Here is an 18,528-nt window from a genome sequence, read left to right as displayed (position 1 = left end):
TGGGCGTTCTGGGCGGTTTACCGCGCGTCCGATCGCCTGCCGAAGGCAGGGTTCAGTCCGTCAGCTTGGCGAGAAGGTGCGACAGGCGGGCAATGCGCTTGCGGTACAGGGGAGCTTGTGGAGAACTTTCGAGGTGTTTGATGCGGTCGCGCCAGTATGTCGGCGGAAAGGGTTTCTGTGGCGCGAAGGCGATTACGCGTTCCAGATGGACGAGTTCACGTTCAAAAATGACATGATGCATTGTTTGATTTCCCCGGGAATGGCCGCTTAGCCAGTTTGCGAAGGACGGGCCGCCGCTGCTTTTCCCCGCGAAGGGTAAGCAACGACGGCCGAACCTGCAGCGGCCCGTCTGGTACATAGCCAGACTAATCCCGCGATTTCGATGTCCCGCACCGCAACGATCTTCTCTACGGAAGTATTCAGTTGCCACGTGTCGACACACGACATCACTACGACTACAACAACAGCACAGCCCTCTCTCAATCTGCTACCAGCGATTCAGTACCGCCGGCATCGATCGGCGCTTCGTCTATCGTTCGGATGACTAATCAAACGGCCGCGATAGTCAACGGCGGCCCTTCGGTCATTGGCGTCGGCTATCCAGAAGCAGGCTGGACGTTGCCGGACGCGGATGCATCGAACACTTTGCGGCGCGCGATCTTTTTTGGTCTCTCAGGCCCCCCGGCTTATTGGACAGATTCGTTGCTCTCGACATCGCGAACGCCCGTCCGGGTAGTTTTCCAGGCGCTCACTGATGGCGGCTTACTATTAGCAATAGTCGTGCCAGAGCAAGATGTCAGACAGGTGCGGGAATTTAGAGATATTGAGCTTGCGGCACTGGACATTCTCGTCCACGCAATTTGGAATAAATGGACGATTTCGTCCAGTTGACAACATCTGGCATAGAGGATGGGCTTTTCCGTCCATATGAGGACCAAGCCGATCAGGGCGGGGGCGAGGTGCGGGGAGGGGCCTATTTGCCTACTCGGCTTGCGACCGACCTGGCGGGCCGCCGGGAAAGTGGCGCGCCGGACTACGCGGTCTCAGCGGTTCGCTTCAAATTACAGGCTGGAGTCCACCGACTCCGCGTGGATGTCAAAGTCGGCCAACGGTTCGGCGTTGTGGTAGAGCTTGTCCAGCAGTTCACGCAACATTTCAGCTTCCGCCGCGCTAAAACAGTTCAACGCGACCGTCTCGTAGTGCTGCGCCAGCGGAACGATTTCGCGCGTCAGTTCGGCGCCTTTACCGGTCAGGGCGAGTTGGACGGCGCGCCCGTCGTCGCTGCTCTTTTCGCGGGACACGAGCCCTTGCGCAATCAGCCGGTCCACGATGCGCGAGAGGGCGGACATATCGACACACGCCCGCGTCACCAGTTCTGAAAGCCGTTGATGAGGCCTATGGCCAAGAGACGCGCATACGCGCCATTCGCTCAGGCTCAGACCGTATGGCTTGAGCGCTTTCGCAAAAGCGTTGCCCATCCGGCTCCCCGCGCGAGCCACGAGGTACGGTACGGCTCTCTCCAGATCGTGATCAACCGTGATCGGCGCGGAGCGCTGCCTTTTCATTTACCTGTTACTCCCATGAAATATTTGCATTCGCAAGTATATCTCACTTTTTTGCTTATCATTTCATTCCGGGCGACAGCATCCGTATCGTGCCGATCCAGCAATGACTATGAGATATAACGGGTAATCCCTGGGTATTTATTTGAATTTTCAAGTATAAGCTGATGGCTGAATTACATGATTTTTCAAGTATTTTGACTTGTGCCGCGCGGCCTCAGGCCGCCTGCCTTTGTTACCGACCGGATACCATGAAAGACAAGATCGCTCTCGAAGAACACTTCGCCATCGACCAGACCATCGCCGATTCCCAGGTCTATGCACGCCCCGAAGTCTGGACGCACCTGCGCGCGAATCTGCTCGATTTCGAACAGCAACGCCTCGATCAGATGGATCAATGGGGTACGTCGTTTTCGATCCTCTCGCTGAATTCGCCGGCCGTGCAGGCGATTGCCGATCCGGATCGCGCCGTGGATGTCGCGCGGCGGGCGAACGACCTGCTTGCCGAGCAGATACGCCGTCATCCAACCCGCTTCGGCGGTTTCGCGGCGCTGCCCATGCAGGACCCCGAACGCGCCGCGCGAGAACTCGAACGCTGCGTAACGGAGCTGGGTTTTCATGGCTTCCTTGTGAACGGTTTCTCGCAGGTCGGCGATGCAAACACGGTGGTCTACTGCGACGATCCTCGTTTCGCCGGCTTCTGGGACGCCGCCGCATCGCTGGGTAAGCCGTTTTACATGCATCCGCGCGATCCGCTTGCGTCGCGTGAGCCGATCTACGACGGATGTCACTGGCTGACCGGACCGACGTGGGCGTTCGCGGCGGAAACCAGCATGCATGCGCTGCGTCTGTTGTCGAGCGGCCTGTTCGATCGTCATCCGCAACTGCAGATGATCCTCGGGCATTTCGGCGAAGGCATTCCGTTCAACGTCTGGCGCATCGACCATATCTTGCGCAAAGGCCGCCGCGGCATGCCGTGCGAGCGTGAAATCGGCGACTATCTGCGCAACAACGTCCACATCACGACGAGCGGCAATTTCCGCACGCCGACGCTGCTGTCGACGATGCTCGAAGTCGGCAGCGACCGCATCATGTACTCCGTCGACTACCCGTTCGAGAAACATGAGGACGCGGCAGGCTGGTTCGACCGCTGCGAAATCAGCGAGCTCGACCGCCGCAAGATTGGGCGTGACAACGCGCGGCGTCTCTTCGGCCTGTCATGAGGCGCACCATGGAGCAACCATCAAGCGCACAGGTAGAGCCCGAGGGCGGCGACGCGCCGCAGCCGGGTGTCGTCGCGGGTCCAGTCGCGGATGTCGTCGATATCGCCGCAGTCATCGACGCGCGTCCGGTCGGGCGCTTTCAGGTGTCGGTCATGGTGCTGCTCGCGCTGTGCGTCGTGATCGACGGGTTCGACGTACAGTCGATGGGCTTCGTCGCGCCTGCGTTGATGCAGGCGTGGCACGTGTCCCGCATCGAAATGGGACCGGTGTTCGGCGCCGGTCTGATCGGCATGCTGCCCGGCTCGCTGCTGATGGGGCCGCTCGCCGACCGCGTCGGCCGCCGCCCGGTGCTGATCGGCTGCTCCGCGTTTCTGGGCGTGTGCATGCTGGCGACGGCATTCGCGTCGTCGCTGCCGCAACTGCTTATGCTGCGCTTCGTCACCGGCGTCGGGCTCGGCGGAATCATGGGCAATGCAATCGCGCTGGCAGGCGAATACAGTCCGTCGCGCCGCCGCGCCACGCTGATGATGTGGGTCTCGTGCGGCTTCACAGGCGGTGCGGCGCTCGGCGGCATGCTCACCGCGCTGCTGATTCCGGCGCACGGCTGGCGCTCGGTGTTCGTCGTCGGTGGCATCGTGCCGATCGTGATTGCGCTCGGCATGGCGTTCATGCTTCCCGAGTCGATGCAGTTCATGGTGGCAAGCGGGCGCGGCCGGCAGCGCCTCGCGAACGTATTGCGCCGCATCGCGCCCGAGCTGTCCATTCACACCGGCACGCGTTACGTATCGGCCGAGCCGCCGCATAGCGGAAGCCGCGTGACGGCGCTCTTCGCCGACGGCCGCGCGCGCGTGACCCTGCTGCAGTGGGGCGTCAATTTCATGAATCTGTTGAACCTGTTCTTTCTTGCGAACTGGTTGCCGACGATCGCCACCGACCTCGGCTACGACGTTGCTCACGCCGCGGTGATCGGCACGACCTTGCAGATCGGCGGCGTGCTCGGGACGCTGGCGATGGGGCCGCTGATCGACCGTTGGGGGTATTTTCGCGTGCTGGGGCCGTGCTATCTGCTCGCATCCGCGGCAATCGTCTCCATGACGAGCGCCGCATCGGTGTCGCTACTGCTGCTTCTTGCCGTGGTTTTCATTAGCGGCTTTGGCATCGTCGGCGGGCAGCCCGCCAACAATTCGCTGTCGGCTACGCTCTATCCGGTCACGCTGCGCGCAACGGGGGTCGGCTGGAGTCTTGGCGTCGGCCGCGCCGGATCGATCGTTGGGCCAGTCGTCGCCGGTGGATTGATGCAACTGCACTGGAACGCGCAGCAACTGTTCTGCGCTGCCGCGGTTCCGGCATTGCTTGCCGCATCGATGATCTGGCTCATGTCGCGCGACGGTCTGTTCAAGCGGGCAGGGCAAGCCGCGGAAACGGCCTGACTTCGGGCCTGACTTCGGGCCTGAACTCGGGCCTGGGTTCGGGCCGTTTGGGCGAGACGCCGTCGCTTCAGTCCGCTGCCTGATTCCGCGTGCGGCGCGCCGGCGCCGCAATCAGCAACAGGAAGCCGCCGACCATCGCGATGTTCTTGAAGAAGTTGTTGAGTTGCGGATTGAATTGCGCGGGATCCGCGGACCAGAAGCGATGCGCGACGAATGCGGTCAGCAGCGTATAGACCGCCAGAATCGCCGCCACTTCACGCCTGCGCCAGCCGATGATCAGCACGACAGGTCCGCCGATCTCGAGCAGGATCACCAGCGGCACGACGACGCCCGGCAGCGGCAAGCCCAGCGCCGCGAAATAACCAGCGGTGGCCGACCACGTCATCAGTTTGCGGATTCCGGAAATCAGGAACAGCGCCGACATCAACGTACAGGCGATGCGCTGAGGCGTCTGATTGTCAAAGGAGGTGAGGTTCGTGTTCGCGTTCGTGTGGGTGTTCATGAATATCTTTCACTCGTTGTCAGGGAAGGTGCGGTTTCATTGCGGCGAGGGCGGTGCGCCCTCGAACGCACGCTGAAGCAGCGCGCGTATCGGTTCGCGCTCGATGGGGCGCGGATTCCAGTACGGATTGCGGCAGGCGAGGTCCGCAGCGAGGTCGAGCGATGCTTCGTCCATGCCGATCGCGGCGAGCGAAACGGGCGCGCCATGATCGCGCGCGAGTTCGTAGATGCCCTGCGCCGCATCGTGATGATTGAGCGCTTGCGCGATGCGTTTCATCGCCTCCGGTGCGGCCTCGGCGTTGTACGCGAGCGCATGCGCCAGCACGATCGTGTGGGTGGGCGCGTGCGGCAGGTTGAAGGTGCCGCCCAGCGTATGGCACAGCTTGTGATGCAGCGCCATGCCGACCGATCCGAGCACCATGCCGCACAACCACGAACCGTAAAACGCATCGGCTCGCGCGGCTTTGTCGCCCGGGTGCGCCACGATCGCCGGCAGACTGCGCGCCAACGCGGCGATTCCGTCCTGCGCCATCAGGCTGGTCACCGGATTCGCGTCGCGTGCGTAGAGGCCCTCCGCGGCGTGGGCGATTGCGTTGATGCCGCTCGTCAGCGACATCGCGGCGGGCAGGCTCTCTGTGAGGTCCGGATCGTAGATGACGGTCCCAGGCAATACGCGCAGGTCGCTGCCCGTGCGCTTGAGCTTGCCCTCGGTGATGCCGTAGATGGGCGTCATCTCGCTGCCGGAATAGGTGGTCGGTACGGCCAGAATCGGCAGCGGTAGTTCGAGGGCAAGTGCCTTCGCGAGACCGATCGCCGATCCGCCGCCGGCTGCGATTACGCAATCGGCGCGCAACGTGCCTGCGAGTTCGCGGACTTCGGCAACGAGCGCGGCGGGCACATGCATCGTCGCGCGATCAACGAGGCCCGCGCATAGCGAGCCAAGCTGGTTCGCTATGGTGTCGCCGAGTGCACGCTGCTCCTTGCCGCAGAGCACCAGCGCGGAGCGTGCGCCGAGTGAGCGCACTTCGCTCGCCACACTGGCAAGGCTTCCGCTGCCGAACACGACACGCGCGGCGCGCCCCGTGTAGACGAATTCATGAGGCGTCATGCTGAGTCTCCGTGGTGATCTCTGTGTGGCGGATCATGCGTGGGCGCCGAGTGGATTCAGCACGAACTCGTATTCGACCGTGTAGAAGGGCACATCCATCTTTGTGCCGTCCGGAGCGACGCCGGGTTCGTGATGCAGCCAGTCGACGATCAGTGTCGAGCGCACGCCGAACACGGCGTCCGAGTCGAGATACTGGTCGTGATTGCGGAAGATGTGTGTGATGAGCGGTTCGTGGCCATCGGCCTGAATCCAGAAATGCAGATGCGCGGGCCGCCACGGATGACGGCCGAGCGCGTCCAGCATCTGGCCGACAGGTCCGTCGTACGGAATCGGATAAGCCTCGGCGAGTATCGAGCGGAAGTGAAAACGGCCATCCGCGTCGGTCTGCAATTGAGCACGCGCTCGCGGTTCGATGTCGCCCTCGCTTCCGGGCGGAAGTTGCACGTCGTAGAAGCCGTCTTCGTCCGACTGCCAGACATCGAGCGTGGCGTGTGGAACACCCGCGCCGTCAAGGCCGCGTACCCGGCCGCTGACGAAGCATGGCGCCCCGGCGGCGCCGTTGGAGATGTCTTCGCCGTTCTCAAAGCGCGGCGCTTGTGGCACGAAGAACGGTCCCAGAACGGTCGCCTCCGTGCATTCGGCCGGCTTGCGGTTGTTCTGCGTCGTGACCAGCATGGAGAGGCCGAGCGTGTCCGATAGCAACACGAACTCCTGACGGCGTTCGTCGGTGATGTGCCCCACCTCCGTGAGGAAACTGATGGCCGCGAACCATTCGTCTTCTGTCAGGTGGACGTCGCGCGCGAACGAATGCAGGTGCTGAACGAGGCTCGTCATCACCGTGCGCAGCCGGTCGTTGCTGCATTGCGACATGGCGGCGATGACCGCTTGCGTAATGTTGTCCTCGTTGATGTTTCGCATGAGGTGTCTCCCAATCGTTTCCTCAGATCAAATCACGCCGACGGCTGGGCCGTCGGCGCGCTGCACGTTACTGTAGCCGCGTGATTCGTGGAAAAATATGCGCTGCTGGGAAAACATCTTTCCGCAAGGTGGAAAAATATGGATCGTTTCGCGCAGATGGAGTTCTTCGTGCTGACGGCCGAGCTCGGCAGTTTGTCGCGTGCGGCGGATCGGCTCGGTCTGTCGAATGCAGCGGCGAGCCGGATGCTTACCGCGCTGGAAGATCGCCTGGGCGCACGGCTGATCGAGCGCACGACGCGGCGTTTGTGGCTGACAGAGGCGGGGCGCGACTATCACCAGCGCTGCAGCGCGCTGCTCGCGGAGATGGCTGAGGCCGACGCCGCGGCAAGCGAGCTGTCGCTGCGTCCGCGCGGCACCTTACGCGTCACCTGTTCGGTGTCCTTCGCGCTTCTGCATATCGCACCATGGTTGCCCGAATTCAGGTTGCGTTATCCCGATCTGCTGGTCGAGATCGTCGCCGCGAACCGCTACCCGAACTTCATCGAAGCCGGTATCGACGTGGCCGTTCGAACGCGCGAGCATGAAGGCGATTCCGGCATCACCGTGCAGCGTCTCGCGCAGACTCGCCGCGTGCTGGCGGCGTCGCCCGCGTATCTTTCGCAGCATGGCCGCCCGCGCGCTCCTGGCGATCTCGCGCGCCATCCGTTCCTCGTCTATTCGCTAGCCGCGGATCCGTATGTGCTGCATCTGGAGAGAAACGGCGAACGTTTCGAAGTGCCGATTACCGCGGCCTTCGAGTCCAATGAAGGGCAGGTGATCTGTGCGGCGGGACGTGCCGGCATGGGCATCGTGGTGCAGCCGCTCTACCTGATTCACGACGACATCATTGCGGGGCGCCTGTCCCCCGTGCTGGAGGACTGGCGGCTGCCTCCGCTGACGATCAATCTTGCGTATCAGAGCAGGCGGCATCTGCCGGCGAAGATTCGCGCGTTTACCGACGCGCTACGCGAATACGTGCGTTCGTCGAATCTGGAAGCGCGCTGGGATGCGGTCTAGCGAGAACATCCGGCGCGCGAGATGCGCGCCGGATGGAAGGGGACAGACGCGTGGCGGTTACGACTGGAGACTGACCTTGCTGTAGGTCAGCCGGCTGGGGCGGACCTTCATACGCACCAGCGACACGAGGAAGCTGAAGCCCGCCTGATTCGGATCGATCACCGGCACATAGACGCCCAGCGCCTCGGTAAGCAGCGTGGAGACGCGGCTTGCGACGTCCACGAAACCCGTGCACCCGAGCAGAATGGATTGCGCGCCGTCGTCGTTGATCGCCTTCAATGCCGCCTCAAACGTGCGCACGACTACCACGTCGACGTTCTCGAGGTCCGCGACCGGGCAGTTGATCGCGCGAATCGACGCGAAGTTGTCTTCGATGCCGTACGTCTGCGGATGCGCGCGCTGCATCGCGAGCGTGCTTTGCAGGATCGTGATGATCGAGAATCGCTGGCTGAGCGCGAGAGCCGTGAACGCCGAAGCGGGAAAACCGCCGATGATCGGAATATCGATCACCTCGCGCGCGGCTTCGACACCGCACATATCGAAGTCGGTCAGCCAGATGCCGTCGAAACCGTCGTTGGCGATAGCCTGCGCGAGTTCGACCACCGGCATGCCGTTCTGCAGCCAGTTCGTGCGGTTCTCGATATCGGGATGTCCCTCGGTGATATTGCGAATCTCGACCTGCACGTCCGGCGGCACGACGGGTGCGACGGCCTTCAGGATGCGGTCGTTGTATTGCGAGGTGGCGACGGGCACCAGCACGCAGATGCGCAGAGGTGAATTCAAAGGCGAGTTCAAGATGCGCCTCCCTTGTGCATGGAATGAAGCGACTCGAGCGGCACATAGGGCCCGAGATAGCCGAGCGAGTTCAGCAACTGCATGAAGCTGTCGAGAATCAGACCGGGCTTGCGCAATTCGGCTTCAGCGCGCCAGGCGATGAGTGTCACCGGACGTTTGCCGACCACTGGGTTCAGCGAACCGTCGGCCTCCACCAGATCGCCGTTGCTGAAAATCTGTTGACCTTCGCCACCCACGAAATACGCGACGCTATCCGGCGACAGTACGATCGGCTGCGGGTGCTCGCTGTCCCACGCGAGCAGCGACTCGTTCTGATACAGCACCGTGTAGGTTCGCTGTCCGGCCTGAATACGAATCTTGCCCACGTCGAAGCCGCCGCTCGTATCGACTTCGGCCGAGACCAGCTCGCCGGGCTCGGAAATCACCCGCGCGTCCAGCCCGCAGCGTTCGGCGAGATAGCCGATCATCTGCCGGGGGCTGCCGATCTGCCCGGCCTGCAATACGCGCCCGAGTTCGAGCGCGCGCGTCAGCGTGCCGCGAATCGGCGTCGCGCGGCCGATGTCGGAAGGCGTCATGACCCACATCGCGAGGCCGCCGAACTGGCCGAACTCGGGATCGGCGACGACCGGACGCATCATCTGCTCGACAATCGCCGACACGTCGCGTTGATGCGTCGAACCACCGTGGTTGCCGGCGCGCGGCGTCACATCGAGCTCGACGCACAGCCCGCCCTGGCTCACGAGGAAGGCCGGGCGCGGATCGATCTCGGCGGCCGCGAAGGTCAGCATCGGCAGCGAAGGCACGGCGCGGCCGGCGCCATCGGCGTCGATGACCGCGAGGCCGAGTTTCGCCGCCACGAGCGCCGCCACGGTGAAGCCCAGCGCGCCGCTTTCCGGAGGCATGACGTAGGCGAGCCGGGTGGACTGCGAAGCGAGCCGGGTCTGGACGTTCTGCACGGCTGTCACCGGCCCGAGCGGATAGGTGGCGGAATTGATCGCTTCAGGCGCGCCGAGATAGGCGACCATGACTGCCGCGCCTTCGGTTGCCTCGTCGACCGACACGACCTTGATCGTGTCGGTCGGATAGTAGTCGCCGGCTACGAAATGCTCGGCCAGGTGCCGGGCGGATTCGATCGTGCCGCCACCGCCGCTGCCGAAGAACGCCGCACCCAGTAGCAGCGGTTCCAGATCTTCCCGGTGTAACTCATAGGCCATTTGCGTTTCCTTTATTGTCGAGATTGAAAGAAGCGTCCTGCCGGAGTTCGGCGAGCAGACTTACCGCGCTGGTGACGCGGGCGGTCGGATCCGCCTTTAGCGAGCGCAAACCGCGCTCAATGATGTCGATTGCTTCGGCGCTGCGGCCGGTGGCGCGCAGCAGGTCGGCGAGGTAACGCGCGGCATCCACCCGCGCAGGCACCGAGCCGAACGCGAGCGCGGTGGACATTGCGGTGCGCAAACCCAGTTCCGCGGCGTTCGTCTCGCCTAACGCCCACTGCGCGCGCGCCCGGGTGACCAGCAGTTCGCCCAGGTAGACACGTTCCTGACGGGCGAGGGTCTCGTCGATCGCGGCGGCGAGCATGACCTCGCATCGCTTCGCCTCGCCGGCGCGCAACAGCAACTCGCCGTGCTGCCAGGCCATGAATGAATAGAACAGCGCACCGCCATTGCACACGACGTGGTTATCGTAGCCGTCGAGCATGACAGTTTCCGCTTCCTCGGAATGGCCGAGCGAGCTGAGGTGGCATGCACGGAGAATCTGACCGATGCCGCGATAAAACGCGAAGCCATTCGCGATCGATACCGATTCGAGTTCACTTGCAAGAGGGCCGAGCCGCTCCACGTCTTCGAACAGGCAGGCAAGCCACGCGGCACCCTGCAGGTTGACGGCATGCGCGAAGGCGTGCGCGCCCGGCTCCGACGAGCGCAGGATCAACATCTCCATGGCACGCCGCGCCTGACCGAATGCGCCGATCTGGTAGGCCGCGAGCCCTTCGAACGTCAACGCGAGGCTGGCCAGATCGATCCCTTGCGAGCCGGTCCGGGTGTCGTTGCGCGCCACGCCAAGCAGACTGCCGCGCGCGAGGCAGGCCAGCGCTTCCTCGCTGTCGCCAAGCCAGAAGAGGGTGTTGGTCATCGCGACGTGCGCTTCGTCGAGTGACACCCGGTCGCCGCCGTTCTGCGCGCGCTCCAGCATGTTCTGCGCGGTCGCGCGCGCCTGCTTGAGTTGCAGCGTGGTCAGTTGCGTGGTCCAGACGCCGAACTGAATCGCGGCGATTTCGGCGGGCGCGCAGACGCCTTCGCCGATCGCCAGCGCGGCGGCATAGCAGGCGGTGGCCTCCGCGTACAGCCAGCCGTGCACGCTGCGCAGGCTCATGCCGAGCAGCCGGTGGGCGTCGAACTGCAGACGCCGCGCGGCCTCCTGTTCGTGCGGCGTCTGCAGGAGGTCGAGGCAGCGGCGCAGTAGCGGAATGGCTTCGGCGAACTTCGACTCATCGATTAGCGCGCTCGCCTGCTCGAGACACTTGCGTGCTTCCCGGTGATGTTCCTCGCGCGATTTCAGACGCCGTTCGATGGTCTTGCGGCCGACGCCGAGGAGCGTGGCCGCCGCGCTCTTGTTGCGCCCGGTCCGTTCGAGCGCGCGGTCGATCAGGAGATCCTCGGCGGCGGCGAGTTTGTCGCGCCCTTCGAGTTGCAGCAGCATGTCCGCGAGACTTGCGCGCGACACCGGTGCGCCGCTTTCGTTAGCGAGAAACGGTTCGAGCGAGTCGACGTCGATGAGCGTGTTTTCGGCAAGCACGCTCAACTGGCTGATCAGATTGCGCAGTTGCCGGATGTGCCCCGGCCACGAATGCTGGCTAAGCCGGCGGATGGCGGCTGGCGAAAACTCGAGACGACGTGTGTGCTGTGATGCGAAATGGGTAACAAGCGCGGGGATATCCTCGACGCGCTGCTCGAGGCCAGGGACGGCAAGCACGAAAACCGCGAGCCGATAAAAAAGATCCTCGCGGAATTGCCCTTCGCGCGCGAGTTCGCGCAGGTCGCGGTGAGTTGCTGCAACAACGCGTCCTGCGAAATGCAGACTGGTTGAAGAACCAATTGGACGGAATGTTCGCGTTTCCAGTACACGCAGCAATTTTGGCTGCAGCGCGAGCGGCAGTTCGCCGATTTCATCGAGCAGCAGCGTGCCCTTGCCGACCTGCTGGAGAAGTCCCTGGCGATTTTCGGCCGCGCCGGTGAACGCGCCCTTGACGTGCCCGAACAGTTCAGCTTCGACGAGGTTCTCGGGAATCGCGCCGCAATTGACGTCGACGAAGGGTTGATCCTGACGCAGGCTGTGCGCGTGCACACGCCGGGCGACCAGCTCCTTGCCCGAACCGGTCGGCCCGAAAATGAGCAACGGATGATCGGTAGGGGCGACCCGGTCGATCATGCGGACCAGCTGGCGAAACGCTGGCGCGCCGCCCACGAAGGCACTGGAATCAGCCTTGTCCTGGGCAAACGGAACGACGGGGGAATAACTCATTACAAAATACACTCCACATGATTCACGCGTATCACTACGCGGAAATGGCCGTCGGGAAGACGGCGGTCATGCATCGATCGGGGGACTGGCGAAGGCTTTCGATCACGTTGCCGGGACCGTCCGCCGCAAGAAGAGACAGAGTATGACGGCTAGTCGCGAATCTTGTCTCTTCGAAACTAACCTGATCCTCGCACCAGCGCATTCGAGGATTTCATCGCCCTGTCTTGCGAACACTATATTGCTTTCTGGTTGGCGACTCGTGAGAGGTTGGAGTGATTCGCCGGCTGGGCGATGGTCGCGGTCGCGTGCGTGTAAGGGCAGGGCACACATGCGTGACTCCCACGACGGCGCGAGCATGCCCGGCTGGTTGACAATACATCAATGCGATAACGGCGTTTCAGCGACGATTCTTTAAGAGCGGGGCGTTCGACGTGAAGCTAGAAGACCGTTCGCTCAAGGTCACGGGGTATGGACACGGTCGCGATGGCGGCAATGATTGAAGCGATGCCGGCCATCACGAACGCCGCCGACAGGGACGTTGTGATCAACATCCCCGCAATGGCCGATCCCACTGGAAAGCCGGCCAGATTCAAGCTCATCGAGATGGATAGCACGCGGCCGAGCTGGCGCGGATCGGTGCGTCGCTGACGCAAGGTCAGCAGGGCGACGTCGATTGGGCCGGACGCCACTCCGGCGAGCATCAGCCCGATAGCCAGGCCGCCAAATCCGAACTCCGCGGCAACCGGCCATGCGGCCAAAGCGGTGACGATCATCCCGGCGGCCATGACGAGGCGTTCACGGCCCGTTGTCCGCAGATGGCCCGCGAGAAGCGCGCCCAGGCCACCGGCAATACCCATCGCGGCCCATAGCAAGCCGGTTACTGAACTGCCCACCGTCGTGGCGTAATGGTTTGCCACAAATACCGGAACCACCACAACGAGAACGCCCCAGGTGGCCTGGTACAAAGAGTAGGAAATAGCGAGCCCGCGCAGCGTTGGTTGACGCGCGACCATCTGGATGCCCTCGATGGTCTGGCGCGCGAGGGATGTCTGGGTGGACGCGAGTCCAGGCAGGCTCTCGACGTAGGACAGACAGATCGCCGCGCCCGCGTAGGCCACCGCGATAACGGACAGTGCGGATTCAGGTCCGAGCGAGGCAACGATCAACCCGGCCAGACCGGGTCCCACCACATCGACCACGGCGTAGACCGCGGTGTCCAGCGCGTTGGCCCGGTCGAGCGCATGGGCCGGCACGAGGCGCGGCAGCAAGGTTCGCGTACCCGCCGCGCCCAGGGGGCCAGTAAGCGAAAACAGCGTGACCAGCGTGAACAGAACCGGCGTGCTGGCCCAGCCAGCCCAACTGGCGATGCCGATCGCGCCGATGTAGATCGCGCTGGCGATCAGGTCGATCCTGAGCGCCGTGGTCGGCCCGATGCGGTCTAGCAGCGCACCAGCGATCGGGCTGATCACCAGACCAGGGACAATCGCGGCGAACGTCAGCCATCCGGCCAATGCCGGTGACGAAAATCGCGTCAGCACGAACAGCACTAATGTGAGGGTGAACATGCGCCCGGCCAGGCGGGACAGAGTCGCGGCGAGAATGAGCGAGGACAGGCTCGGGATCTTTAGAAGAGCACGGTAGGAATTCTGTTGTTCCATGGTGGCTTTTGGGGCGGACTTGTTGCGAGGACAAAGACCTGACTATGCCTATTGGTGGCGTTGATCGGACGGTCGATTTTGCGGATGGTTGGTGTGGATTGTCTATTGATTAATGGGTTTATTGTTGATAATTTATATTATGTAAAATTATGTAGCTAACTTCCAGCAGAATTCCAGGTATCGTTGGTTTGCACCATATTGTTCCCACTTTTTGCAGAATTTTGTTCCCAGCAGCTGGGCGACTCAAGCAAGACAGCTACAGGGTTGGCTAGGTGCGGTTCAGCTTGCATTCGACCGTGGCATGGTCAAACGGGATCAGTCAGATCGTCATGACGATGGGCCGAGCCGCGCATTTGATCAAGTGGCACTGTCTTGTCGTTGTCGCAGACTGACTCCCAGCGCTCGGGCGAGACGTTAGTGTGCAACCCGAGCTGCTTCGCCATTTCGATTGGCAGGCGCACAATCACGTCAGCACCACCTTGTTCGCGCGTTTGCAGTTCCACGCTGACACCGCGCAGTTCGAGATAGACAACGCCCGCTTCGAACACTTCTTCGTAGAAATGCCAGGAGGGTTCACCGGCATGGTCCGAATGATGATGCGCAAGGGTCGCTTTGGTGCTCATGGTGTGGCCTGTGGGTCGAGTACAGCGGTTAGTGTAGCGGAGCCAGCTACACAGGAATTCCGTAAAATACCCGCCACATTAAATCTTCGACGCGCCGGACTCCGTGTTCAGTCGTCGACGCGTCAAGCGGTGTTCGACCGTCCAGCAGCGGGTGCGAAGCATTCAAGAATTGCCGTGCATCGGTCTCCGACTCCCACACATATTGAGCCAGGGCAACGATACGCGCTAGACGCTCAGCCTGTTCAAGTTCGGTTGGCATGTCAGGCCCTCCAGACCCATCGGGGCAGTGAAGATGCGTTCAGTTTAGCGGACAGCTTCAGATTGCGGCTCCTTTGGCGTTTTGGCGAGGTCTGGGCCAGGAAGAGCCATTCCCGAACTCATATCGAGTGTCCGCTTGTGCCAAGTCAATCGACGATATCGAGCTTGGTGTCGGTTGGCCACCACACCGGTGGCTAGGTCGTCCACGATGGAACAGCAACGCATCGAGACAAAATCTCGTCTGCTGGATTTCGAGCGGCGAGTTCATTCCTGACAACTCTTAGCCATATTTTCACCCGGTCGTCATAGGGAGGCTGAAAATCGCCGGCTCTCTCGTCAGGTTTCGGATGCGATGCGGCCGTTCGAACGGCAGGTTTCTCTGATATCCGAATGGCAGGTAGTGGCCGCATGCGGAAATTCGCAGGTCAGCCTGACTGAAGGTTGGCTACGCAGTCGTTGATTGCCTGTGCGAACTGCGGATTGGACAAATCGATACCGACACGCGCTAGCGATAGCAACAGTTGCTCGACGCCTTCAACAACCCCGACGATGCGTCCGTTTTCGACGGGATCGCTGAAGCCAGGGAGCGCTTTAGGCAAGCCGGATTCGATGCTTGCGATTCCGCCATCGACCCTGAGATCGATTCCGAACGGTAGCAAGAATTCCCGAGTCTTGTTCATAGGCTCATATCTCCGATCTCTACGCTCTCTCAAGCCGCATTGTCGACGATCTTGGGACCGCAGTCGATTGACGGGTCCTGGCCGAACTGAGCTCGATCACGACCGGCTCTGATCGACCCGTTGCGGTCTTTCATCGCTTCGCGTCATGTGTCTGCTTCCTGACACTGAACGGTCTTTCAGGGTGGGATACTTATCGCTCCGCCACGCGGGCGGTCGACATTGGCGATGAGAGCGAGAGACAGCGGAACCGCTTGAGGCAGGAGCCTAAACTGATTCGGCGAGGAATGGCGGAGCTAGTCACCCGCATCGTCGTTTTCTGCTGTCTTCAGGACGATCTTCTCGCACTTCGGACAGAAGTTTATAATTTCCTGTTCGATTTCGTAGATATACGGTATCCAGATAATCATCCCGGCGACCTCGATTGAGTCAAAAGCATTCGACTTGACGGTGACTTCCTTGCCATCCGCCATCATGGGCGTATCCAACACTAGCAGATCAGGGAGAGCGATATTTTTCGGGTTATAGATTCGAACTTCGGCATTCTGGCGCTCGTAAGCCTCCCAATTGTCGCCAGGCTGGCCGTAGGCGAGTTCCGTAGCTCGAACCCAATTTATTGGCGTCGCTGTCTTGCACCATTCAATGACTTCGATGAGTTTTGACTCGGTTAGCTTTCGCGGGTAATCCCCGTGTTTATCGCACGCGCCAATCTCCGCAAAAAAGCCAAAAGAATATTTGTACGAATGCTCGCCGGCGACCAACGGAAGCCTGTAGTAAGAATTGACAACGATCGGCTGCGTTGCCGTATTCCGAAGCAAATCGATCAGAATAGTGTAAAGGCTGAAAAAGCAGGAATTGTCCCGATCTGGACGGCCGTGTATCTCAGGATTGTTGATCGCCGCAATTTGGCCGTTAGTGTATGCAGCTTGGGTTTCGTCACCGCACAACAGAAATCCCTTTGATAAAACGAATACCGCATTGGGCCAAGTGTGCCGCGGATTTGTTTCCGTGAACACTTTCAACTCGTCAACGAGGTCGTGCCAGTCTAGGTCGGTATCGTAAGCGAATAGAATGCCAAAACCAAATTCGCTTTTTGGGTCACCTGAAATGATGTTGAAGCCCTGCGATTTCGTTCGACTGAGCTTTTTGTAGCTTGCGATATTCAGCAGCCCTTCTCGAATATCGTTTCGTGAAACTCTCGATTTGACCTGAATCACGCCATACGTACATTCGACCGGCAATACGCTATACGCCTTCTCGACCTGCATCAAGGTGATCGCCTCACTCGAATCGTAAAAGAGGAGGTCCAGCTCTCGGCTAATGTGCCCTGATGTGGATGCCACCCGATGGCTCGTTGAGGTAACCGCATAGCGGTTCGGAATCAATCCGGTATCGACCAAGTATCTGCGTAAGACCTGTTCACGCGCTGTCCCAACGTCGCGAGGATGCTTAGGGTTTTTCGTACGGTCGAACGCCTTGAGCAGATCGTCCTGAAAATAGCTGAACTCGCGTTCAAGCCCATGAAATGCTCGATCTTTCGATCGCAGGTCTGCGGCACGCCTGACCTTTGCTGTAAGCACTTCGCGCGTGCGAACCTCGCGCTCAGCGAATTCCCTCCTCTCCACCTTCTGTGCGTTGGTCAGCCGTTTGCGGATAGGTCTCTTCGCTTGAGTTGGTTTGCTCATCGGCGCACTTGGATTTGCAGATTGACGTCAACAACACAGAATTTGCAAATAATACCCTGCGCGGACGTCGTCTGATCGCATTGCTCCTGGATGACCGAGATGTGTGCTATTTCAGACGGCCTCACGAAAAGCTCGATCGTCTCTTCATGGCCGTAGGCGGCCGCACGCTTGACCGAAAGTGGCCGACCCGAGAAGTTCACCTTCTCATCGCGGACAAGGGTGAGCTCACTAGTTTTCGTAGCCACACGCGTTGCGTAACAGTGACAGAGGTTTACATTTTCCTTAGAAAACCTGGCGGCACAGCGGCGAGCGCCGCATGGCATCGGTCCAGCGACGTAACGGGGCCGACACCGAAGTCAGGATGGCGATCGCTTCCTTGTCGCGACCTTAGGTGCAGCGCGGCGAGGCTTGCTGGTCTCGACGGAGGGTAGCGGGCGCTTCCGCGTCGCCGCCTGGTTCGCGACGGTAGTCGCGAGTTGCAATCTCAGTGTGTCGAGATCCTTGACGTATGCCGCATTCGAACCGCGAAGCGCTTCCAGGTTCCCCTCCACGACGCCTGCGCGATGACGAGCGTCGCCAAGCTGAACCTGCAGCGCCTGGATTTCCTCCCGGTGCCGGGTGTCACCCTGTTCCGCCCTGCGCGCGGCCGCCTCAAGCTCCTTCTGGCACCGTGCGCTCACGCCCCGCTCCCGCTCGATCTCAAGCAGCGCCCGCTTCTCGGCCGCCCGCAAACGCTCTTCCGCGAGCTCGGCGCTACCGCGCAACTTCTCAAGCTCACCTGAAAAATCCGCCCTCGCCTGCACCAGTGCCCGGTCACTCGCACCGATCTCATCCTGCTGCCGCACGATTTCTGTCTCGAGCGCCTGACGCGTCGCCTCCCCCGCGGCCTGCGCCTGCTCAAGCTCTTGGATGCGCACCTGTGCCGCCAGCAACGCGCCGGTGCGCTGCTCAAGTGCCGTTTCGGTCCGCGCGAGTTCGGCCTGCAGCGATGCCACCTCGTTGCGCGCGCTGGCTTTCTCCGCCTCGGCATCTGTCCGCAGCGCCTCGAGCGCTGCCTGGGCTGCCGTGGTGGACCTCGTCCACAGCGTCGCGACCAGTTCCCCGGCAGCCGCCTGCAACTCGGCCGGCAGATCGGGATGCTCGATCCGTGCCCTGCTCTTCTCGCGCAACTCAACCCAGAACTCACTGAGCACCTGAGTCGGCGTACTCATGCTGCCGCGCTTCACCAGCTGGTACAGCCGGTTCGCGGTCGGCGTAATGCCAAAGCGGAAGAACAGCAGCGCGCAGACCTCGCGATACAGCTCGCGGGTTTTGGGGAATGTGGCCTTCAGGCGGTCGATTTCGGCGGCGAGGCGGGCTTCGTCGGGCAGGACGTCGGACATGGGAGTGGTTTCAGTGAATTTAGTAAATAATATAACGTAAACCGTTGAATACTAAATCCATGCAGGGATATATTTTGACATTATGACTATAATGTCGATATTATCCGTGTCACCAACTACGGCAAACGCA

General features: G+C 61.4%; 18 protein-coding genes. 4 read left to right on the top strand and 14 right to left on the bottom strand.

From position 1 onward, the window contains the following. Nucleotides 1-52: 52 nt before the first annotated feature. The gene (locus BCY88_RS03305) at nucleotides 53-241 is read right to left on the bottom strand and encodes a hypothetical protein (protein WP_120342867.1); all 189 of its coding nucleotides are present in this window, start codon (nucleotides 239-241) and stop codon (nucleotides 53-55) included. A 182-nt stretch (nucleotides 242-423) separates the two neighbouring features. On the opposite strand from BCY88_RS03305, the gene BCY88_RS39515 reads away from it, so the two are divergent. Beyond that, complete coding sequence (locus BCY88_RS39515; RefSeq protein WP_147408494.1) at nucleotides 424-891, top strand: hypothetical protein; 468 nt, start codon at nucleotides 424-426, stop codon at nucleotides 889-891. A 170-nt stretch (nucleotides 892-1,061) separates the two neighbouring features. On the opposite strand, the gene BCY88_RS03300 is transcribed toward BCY88_RS39515, so the two are convergent. Then, on the bottom strand, nucleotides 1,062-1,565 hold the full coding sequence (locus BCY88_RS03300; protein ID WP_120342866.1) for a MarR family winged helix-turn-helix transcriptional regulator: 504 nt from the start codon (nucleotides 1,563-1,565) through the stop codon (nucleotides 1,062-1,064). 248 nt (nucleotides 1,566-1,813) lie between these two features. Between BCY88_RS03300 and BCY88_RS03295 the strand changes: the two genes are divergently transcribed. Both BCY88_RS03295 and BCY88_RS03290 read left to right on the top strand, forming a co-directional pair. After that, on the top strand, nucleotides 1,814-2,785 hold the full coding sequence (locus tag BCY88_RS03295) for an amidohydrolase family protein (protein WP_120342865.1): 972 nt from the start codon (nucleotides 1,814-1,816) through the stop codon (nucleotides 2,783-2,785). Between the two features lie 8 nt (nucleotides 2,786-2,793). Then, nucleotides 2,794-4,215 carry an MFS transporter gene (locus tag BCY88_RS03290; protein WP_120342864.1) on the top strand — a complete coding sequence of 474 codons (1,422 nt, stop codon included), beginning with the start codon at nucleotides 2,794-2,796 and terminating at the stop codon, nucleotides 4,213-4,215. A 67-nt stretch (nucleotides 4,216-4,282) separates the two neighbouring features. Here BCY88_RS03290 and BCY88_RS03285 read toward each other — a convergent pair whose 3' ends face one another. From BCY88_RS03285 to BCY88_RS03275, 3 genes are read right to left on the bottom strand one after another with little or no spacing between them, the layout of a single operon-like run. Next, a complete protein-coding gene (locus BCY88_RS03285) occupies nucleotides 4,283-4,717 on the bottom strand; it encodes a DoxX family protein (protein WP_120342863.1) in 435 nt (144 codons plus the stop codon). A 36-nt stretch (nucleotides 4,718-4,753) separates the two neighbouring features. After that, nucleotides 4,754-5,824, bottom strand: a complete 1,071-nt coding sequence (locus BCY88_RS03280; RefSeq protein WP_120342862.1) for a maleylacetate reductase — start codon at nucleotides 5,822-5,824, stop codon at nucleotides 4,754-4,756. A gap of 33 nt (nucleotides 5,825-5,857) precedes the next feature. Continuing rightward, nucleotides 5,858-6,742 carry an intradiol ring-cleavage dioxygenase gene (locus BCY88_RS03275; RefSeq protein ID WP_120342861.1) on the bottom strand — a complete coding sequence of 295 codons (885 nt, stop codon included), beginning with the start codon at nucleotides 6,740-6,742 and terminating at the stop codon, nucleotides 5,858-5,860. A gap of 138 nt (nucleotides 6,743-6,880) precedes the next feature. Between BCY88_RS03275 and BCY88_RS03270 the strand changes: the two genes are divergently transcribed. Next, nucleotides 6,881-7,798, top strand: coding sequence for a LysR family transcriptional regulator (locus BCY88_RS03270; protein ID WP_120342860.1), 918 nt, complete (start codon nucleotides 6,881-6,883; stop codon nucleotides 7,796-7,798). Between the two features lie 57 nt (nucleotides 7,799-7,855). Here BCY88_RS03270 and BCY88_RS03265 read toward each other — a convergent pair whose 3' ends face one another. The 9 genes from BCY88_RS03265 to BCY88_RS03220 all read right to left on the bottom strand — a co-directional run bounded on the left by BCY88_RS03265 (nucleotide 7,856) and on the right by BCY88_RS03220 (nucleotide 18,398). Beyond that, nucleotides 7,856-8,581, bottom strand: coding sequence for an aspartate/glutamate racemase family protein (locus BCY88_RS03265; protein WP_120342859.1), 726 nt, complete (start codon nucleotides 8,579-8,581; stop codon nucleotides 7,856-7,858). An 8-nt stretch (nucleotides 8,582-8,589) separates the two neighbouring features. Then, a complete protein-coding gene (locus BCY88_RS03260) occupies nucleotides 8,590-9,807 on the bottom strand; it encodes a DUF917 domain-containing protein (RefSeq protein WP_120342858.1) in 1,218 nt (405 codons plus the stop codon). Further along, on the bottom strand, nucleotides 9,797-12,115 hold the full coding sequence (locus BCY88_RS03255; RefSeq protein WP_120342857.1) for a sigma-54 interaction domain-containing protein: 2,319 nt from the start codon (nucleotides 12,113-12,115) through the stop codon (nucleotides 9,797-9,799). Before BCY88_RS03255 ends, BCY88_RS03260 begins: the two co-directional genes overlap by 11 nt. A gap of 437 nt (nucleotides 12,116-12,552) precedes the next feature. Continuing rightward, nucleotides 12,553-13,773 carry an MFS transporter gene (locus tag BCY88_RS03250; protein WP_120342856.1) on the bottom strand — a complete coding sequence of 407 codons (1,221 nt, stop codon included), beginning with the start codon at nucleotides 13,771-13,773 and terminating at the stop codon, nucleotides 12,553-12,555. A gap of 305 nt (nucleotides 13,774-14,078) precedes the next feature. Beyond that, nucleotides 14,079-14,396 (bottom strand): hypothetical protein, encoded by a 318-nt coding sequence (locus BCY88_RS03245; protein WP_120342855.1) that lies wholly within the window; start codon nucleotides 14,394-14,396, stop codon nucleotides 14,079-14,081. Nucleotides 14,397-14,442: 46 nt separating this feature from the next. Then, nucleotides 14,443-14,655: an antitoxin Xre/MbcA/ParS toxin-binding domain-containing protein gene (locus BCY88_RS03240; RefSeq protein ID WP_120342854.1), complete on the bottom strand. Its 213-nt coding sequence runs from the start codon at nucleotides 14,653-14,655 to the stop codon at nucleotides 14,443-14,445. 424 nt (nucleotides 14,656-15,079) lie between these two features. After that, on the bottom strand, nucleotides 15,080-15,334 hold the full coding sequence (locus BCY88_RS03235; RefSeq protein ID WP_120342853.1) for a hypothetical protein: 255 nt from the start codon (nucleotides 15,332-15,334) through the stop codon (nucleotides 15,080-15,082). A 293-nt stretch (nucleotides 15,335-15,627) separates the two neighbouring features. Next, a complete protein-coding gene (locus BCY88_RS03230) occupies nucleotides 15,628-17,016 on the bottom strand; it encodes a DUF6602 domain-containing protein (protein ID WP_120342852.1) in 1,389 nt (462 codons plus the stop codon). 356 nt (nucleotides 17,017-17,372) lie between these two features. Then, a complete protein-coding gene (locus BCY88_RS03220; protein ID WP_120342850.1) occupies nucleotides 17,373-18,398 on the bottom strand; it encodes a DNA-binding protein in 1,026 nt (341 codons plus the stop codon). Nucleotides 18,399-18,528 lie beyond the last annotated feature (130 nt).

Origin of the sequence: Paraburkholderia fungorum (assembly GCF_003610895.1) — a bacterium.
Taxonomy (GTDB): domain Bacteria; phylum Pseudomonadota; class Gammaproteobacteria; order Burkholderiales; family Burkholderiaceae; genus Paraburkholderia; species Paraburkholderia fungorum_B.
The sequence above is the reverse complement of the archived record's forward strand: the minus strand, read 5'-3'. Positions and strand labels throughout refer to the sequence as shown.